Genomic DNA, 6,086 nt, shown 5'->3' on the forward strand with positions numbered 1-6,086 from the left:
ATCATGATCCGATTTCCCAGAACCATCGGCCACCGGGGCGCCAGAGGGTATGCGCCGGAAAACACGCTGGCCGGCATCCGCACCGCCGCCGGACAGGGCGTCTGCTGGGTCGAGGTGGATGTCAAGCTGACCCGCGACGGCGTACCGATCCTGATGCACGACGATACCGTGGACCGCACCACCGACGGCAGGGGCGCAGTGGCATCGATGGACTTCGCCGACCTCCGCCGGCTGGATGCCGGCAAGCCGTTCGGCCCCGAGTTCGCCGGAGAGAAGATCCCGACGCTGGAGGAAACCCTTGCCCTGGTCTTCGAACTGGGTCTCGGCATCAACCTGGAGATCAAGCCCTGCCCCGGCCGGGAGGAAGAAACCGCCTACAAGACCCTGGATGCCGCCCGTGCCTTGTGGCCCGCCGACCGGCCGCCGCCCTTGATATCCAGCTTCGAGCTTCCCAGCCTGGAAGTGGCGCAGGCCCATGCGCCGGAGTGGCCGCGCGGCTATCTGATCGACAGGCGCCCCGCCGGCTGGGCTGCCATCGCCGACCGCCTGGAGGCCACCACGCTCAACGTCAACGCCCGCCGCGAGGACGATCGAAGCATCGCGGCCTATCTGGCGACCGGCCGCCCCGTCCTGGCCTATACCGTCAACGATCCGGCCCAGGCCCGGCACCTGATCGACCTTGGAGTTTCTGCGGTTTTCACCGATTATCCGCGCGACGTCCTGGCGGTGCTCGGCGACTGACGGTACCGACGGCCGGGGAATACCTCTTGGGCTGCATACGGTGGTACAGCTTTAGCGAATCGCCGGGGCGTTGCGATAAATATTCTGCCGCCACTCTTCTGCGTCGCAATTTTTTCATATATGGAGGCACTAAGGGCAGGCGTTCGCCGCTGCCGGTGTCGAACCGGCATGTCGTCGACGTGGTGCCTACCGAACGCAGAAGCAGTTTTTGGAGGGTTCGTTGAAGGCGCTCAAGCCTTTGCTGATCTCGGGTCGTGAGGTCTTGCCGCTGGTCGAAGGCGGTAAAGGCATCTCCGTGTCCAACGGCGAGAGTTCCGGCGCCTGGGCAGCGGCCGGTGGGGTCGGCACATTTTCCGGCGTGAACGCCGACAGCTTCGATGAGAACGGCAATGCCGTCGATCAGGTCTATCACGGCAAGACGCGGCGCGAGCGGCACGAGGAGCTGATCGGCTACTCGATCGCCGGCGGCATCACGCAGGCCCGGATCGCGCACGAGGTATCATGCGGCCAAGGCCGCATCCACATGAACGTGCTGTGGGAGATGGCGGCTGCGGAGCGCATTCTCCACGGCATCCTGGAAGGCTCCAAGGGCCTGATCCACGGCGTCACCTGCGGCGCCGGCATGCCTTACAAGGTGGCGGAGATCGCCGTCAGCTACGGCATCCACTATTACCCGATCGTCTCGTCGGCCCGCGCCTTCCGCGCGCTGTGGAAGCGGGCCTACCACAAGTTCTCGGACAATCTCGGCGGCGTGGTCTACGAGGACCCCTGGCTGGCCGGCGGCCATAACGGCCTGTCGAACAGCGAGGACCCGGAGAGCCCGGAGGATCCGTTCCCCCGCGTGCTGGCGCTCCGCCAGATGATGAACAGCTTCGGGCTGACCGACACGCCGATCGTGATGGCCGGCGGCGTCTGGTACCTGCGCGAATGGGAAGAGTGGATCGACAACCCCGATCTCGGTCCGATCGCCTTCCAGTACGGCACCCGCCCGCTGCTGACCCAGGAAAGCCCGATCTCCGAAGCGTGGAAGCGCAAGCTCCTGACGCTGAAGGAGGGCGACGTCTTCCTGAACAAGTTCTCCCCTACCGGCTTCTACTCGTCGGCGGTCAACAATCCCTTCATCCAGGACCTCCGCGGCCGGAGCGAGCGGCAGGTGGCCTATTCGGTCAAGCCGGTCGGCGAGCACGACACCGAGTTCCGCGTCGGCCCCCGCGGCCGGCCGGTCTACCTGACGGCCCATGACCGCGACCGCGCCTTCGGCTGGGTCGAGGCCGGGTACAAGGAAGCCCTGAAGACCCCGGACAGCACGCTGATCTTCGTGACGACCGAGTCGTCGCACAAGATCCTGCACGACCAGATCGACTGCATGGGGTGCCTGTCGGCCTGCATGTTCTCCAACTGGGCACAGAACGAGGAAGGCACCACCGGCAAGAAGGCCGACCCGCGCTCCTTCTGCATCCAGAAGACCTTGCAGGCGATCAGCCATTCCGAGGACTGCGAAACCCAGCTCATGTTCGCGGGACACAACGCCTACCGCTTCGCGAGCGACCCGTTCTACGCCGACGGCTTCATCCCGACCGTGAAGCAGCTTGTAGACAGGATCGCATCGGGCGACTGATCTCTGCCCCCTTGACAAGAGGCCGGTGGCCGCCGTGACTGGCGGCACCGGCTTTTTTCATGCCCTCACCGATTTGGCCCCTCGTGCTGGCTGCGCTGCCCGGTTTCCCGGCCCGGCAGTCCAGCCCGGCGGGTGACGGCATGGCTTCGGCTTCAGCCTGCTTCATCCTGACATCCTTATCCGCCGGAGTTACTCCTTTCGTTGACGTAGCGGTCCAACGTGCCTAAAATTCCAGCGACGCCGCATATGCCGTTTCAGATGTCCTGACCGGCTCGGGTGCGGGAACGTCCCAGGGGGTTCGTGACGCGGTCATGTCCGATGTGAATGCCGATTTGCTCAGTCTCGAACTATCCGGCGCGGCCGATGAACGGAGCGTCGATGCCGGCGTCCTGGATGCGGTTGCGCGGACCGGGGATCCATCGCCGTTCCCCGCGATCAGCGTCGCCCATGTCTTCAAGGTCTTCATCCCGGAGATCAACGGCGGCATTCCGGAGATCATGCGGCTTCTGGCCGCCGGCCTGACGCGCCGGTGCCGGAGCGAGGTACTGGTATCGCGCGTGAGCGGCACCGGTTCCTCGGAAATCGTCGAGGGGATCGAAGTGCATCGGGCAGGCGCTCTCGGAAGCCTGTGGTCGATGCCGATCTCGCCGGCGTTTCCTTTCCTTGTCTGGCAAACGGCGCGGCGGGTGGACGTGGTGGATTACCATGCTCCATTCCCGCTCGCGGATCTGGCAGTCAGCCTGTGGTTTCCGAAGCGGACGGCGCTGATCGTCCATTGGCATTCGGAAATCATAGCGCAGCGGCGGCTGCTGCCGGTTGTCGGTCCTTTCATCCGGCGAACCTTGAAACGAGCCGACAGGATCGTCGTATCGACCCCGGCGATGATCGAGCAGTCGCCCTTCCTGAAGCCGTTCGCCGATAAATGCGTCGTCATTCCCTATGGAATCGACGTCGATTACTGGAAGAAGCTCGAAGCGGCGGACCTGAGGCGGATCACCGAGTTGCGGGCACTCCACCCACGGCTGATCCTGGCGACGGGCCGGCTGGTCGCCTACAAGGGCTTCGGCGTGCTGGTCGATGCGATGCGCAGCGTGGACGGTATCCTTGTCATCGTCGGCACCGGCGCCCTCGAAGGCGCCCTTCGCAGGCAGATCGACGACGCAGGACTGGGCGACCGCGTCCATCTCGTCGGATATCTGGAGCGGCGCGAGTTGAAATGCCTGCTCCATGCCTGCCGGGTCTTCACCATGCCGTCGGTGGAAGAAAGCGAAACCTTCGGCATCGCGCAGGTCGAGGCCATGGCTTGCGGCAAGCCTGTGGTCAATACCCGCTTGTCGACCGGGGTCCCTTGGGTCGCGCGAGACGGCAGAGAAGCCATAACCGTGCCGCCCGGCGTTCCTGACGCACTGGCCGCAGCGCTCTCATTTCTGCTCGACCATCCCGGCGATGCCACCGCCATGGGTGCCCGCAGCCTTCTCCGCGCCGAGACCACCTTCAGCTTCGGCACATTCCTGAACGAAACGCTGAAGGTCTATCAAGACACGGTAAAGGAGAAGATCGCTATCTGATACTATTTTATGGAAGCATGACTCGCTTTGCCGAGTTATAGATGCGGCAAGGCACGCTGGGAACGCGTGGGCAGCCATGAGCTTTCGCCGTCAATATCAACTTGACGATGCTCCGGGAACACTGGCAAGGTCGATCCGGCGGTTCTGTCCCCATCGAACTCAATCTCTGTCGAAACGCCCGCGCTTTCCTTTGAGCACCCATCATGCAGACGGCTCCAACGCCCGACCCTTGCCATCAAGTGCTGAAGAGATTACGGACATCGGCGCTTGCAGTGGCTTTGGCAGCCAAGGTCCGGGCGACGAGTGGACGCGGGGCGCCAGGAAGTCGATGACCCTCCCCGTTCCACCGCTTATCCGTCGCGCTGCCGACCAGGATGACCAGATCGGCGCACCGGACACAAGACCGCTCAGGGACGGGAACAAGCCTTCGGGCGCGGTTTCGGCCCAAGGCAGGAATGCCGATCCGGCCATCGGGCGTGAAAACCCGATAAAGCTGATCCTGAACGTCGAGTCGATCGTTCCCCCGGTGACGGGCATAGGGCGCTATACGTCCGAAATACTCGGAGGCCTGCTTGCCCGCGGCCTGGGCGGCGACCTGCATTGCTTCTCCCATTTCCATTGGGTGAATGCGAGGCGCGTCATCGAAGCGTCGTCCGAACCGCCTCCGCCCAACAACTTCCGCCCCTTCCTGCGGTCGCTGCCCTATGCCTACGACCTGCGGTGCATCGCCCGCAACGCGGTGTTCCGGCGTAGCGCCAAGTCGCTCGCCGGAGCCGTCTATCATGAGCCTAACTATATCCTGAAGCCGTATGACGGTCCGACGATCGTCAATTGCCACGACCTGTCGCACCTGCATTTTCCGGAACACCACCCGGCGGAACGCGTTCGCTACCTGGACCGGAACCTGGAGAAGTCCCTGCGCAAAGCGACGCGGATCGTGACGCTCAGCGATTTCGTCCGGCGCGAGGTGCTGGATACCTTCGCCTTCGATCCCGCGACCGTGATCACGATCCCGGTCGGCGTCGACGACCGGTTCAGGCCGCATGCCCGCGAGGAAACGCAAGGCATCATGTCGCGCCATGGTCTCGAACACGGCCGTTACGTCCTGTCGGTGGCGACCATTGAGCCGCGCAAGAACCTGCATGGTCTGGTGCAGGCCTTCATGAGGCTGCCCGCCGGGCTGAGGGCGGCCTATCCGCTGGTACTGTGCGGTGCTACGGGATGGCGGGAAAGCCATCTCGAACAATCGCTCGACGCGCTGGTGCGCGAGGGCAGCGTCCGGCGCCTGGGCTATACTCCCGAAGCCGACCTGCCCGGTCTATATGCCGGCGCCGCGGCCTTCGCCTTTCCGTCCTTCTATGAAGGTTTCGGGCTGCCGCCGCTGGAAGCCATGGCCAGCGGCACGCCGGTCCTGGCATCGGCCACCGGCAGCATCCTGGAGGTAGTCGGGGACGCGGGCCTGCTCGTCGATCCCCATGACGATGCGGCACTCGCCGCCGGGCTGGAGCGAATCCTCACCGACCGCCCCTTGCGCGATGCCTGCATCGCCAGCGGGCTGGAGCGTGCGGAACGGTTCAGCTGGACGTCCTGCGTCGACCGCACGATCGCGCTGTACCGCCAGCTTCAGGGCAGCTGATACCTCGACCGATCGGCGGATGCCGTTTTGCCATTGGACTCGGGAGCGGGATAGTCGTATTCTGAAATCGATTGCTTTTTATCTATTGTCGTACGCCGTCGCCCGAAGGGCCTGTCATGTCCTCCTCTCCCATCGATGCATCCCTGATGCGGCCCGGCCCAAAGCTGGCTGATCTGGTTCAGCAGATGAAGCAGAACATGCAGAAATCTCAGGCCGTGATCGACCAGACCAACAACTCCACCAAACCCGTTCCCAAGACCGATCAGCTGAACAGTCAGGCCGCCGTCATAAGCCAGGGCTACAAGCAGGCCATCCAGGAAAGCAACCAGGCCGCCAAGCCGATCCCCAAGACGGAGTCGCTGGTATCCCAGGCGGGCGCCATCAGCCAGGGCTACAAGCGGGCAATCCAGGAAAGCAATCAGGCCGCCAAGCCGATCCCCAAGACTGAAGCCCTGGTGTCGCAGGCGGGCGCCATCAGCCAAGGCTACAAGCAGGCAATCCAGGAAAGCAGCCAGGCGATGAA

5 protein-coding genes are annotated in these 6,086 nt (G+C 64.0%); all 5 read left to right on the top strand.

All coding sequences use genetic code 11. From position 1 onward, the window contains the following. On the top strand, positions 1-741 hold a 741-nt coding region (locus AC5JJ6_RS13875), incomplete at its 5' end, for a glycerophosphoryl diester phosphodiesterase (protein ID WP_496042613.1). A gap of 220 nt (positions 742-961) precedes the next feature. Then, positions 962-2,359, top strand: coding sequence for an NAD(P)H-dependent flavin oxidoreductase (locus AC5JJ6_RS13880; RefSeq protein ID WP_496042614.1), 1,398 nt, complete (start codon positions 962-964; stop codon positions 2,357-2,359). Between the two features lie 311 nt (positions 2,360-2,670). Then, positions 2,671-3,927 carry a glycosyltransferase gene (locus AC5JJ6_RS13885; protein ID WP_496042615.1) on the top strand — a complete coding sequence of 419 codons (1,257 nt, stop codon included), beginning with the start codon at positions 2,671-2,673 and terminating at the stop codon, positions 3,925-3,927. 328 nt (positions 3,928-4,255) lie between these two features. Then, entirely contained in the window at positions 4,256-5,563 is a 1,308-nt protein-coding gene (locus tag AC5JJ6_RS13890; protein ID WP_496042616.1) for a glycosyltransferase family 4 protein, read from the top strand. Positions 5,564-5,679: 116 nt separating this feature from the next. Then, a partial coding sequence (locus AC5JJ6_RS13895) for a hypothetical protein (RefSeq protein ID WP_496042617.1) occupies positions 5,680-6,086 on the top strand: 407 nt, incomplete at its 3' end.

This window comes from Skermanella sp., from assembly GCF_059503625.1.

Excerpts from the sequence above, each read along its gene's own strand:
- AC5JJ6_RS13885 (WP_496042615.1), top strand. The coding sequence starts at position 2,671 with ATGTCCGATGTGAATGCCGATTTGCTCAGTCTCGAACTATCCGGCGCG.
- AC5JJ6_RS13890 (WP_496042616.1), top strand. The coding sequence starts at position 4,256 with ATGACCCTCCCCGTTCCACCGCTTATCCGTCGCGCTGCCGACCAGGAT.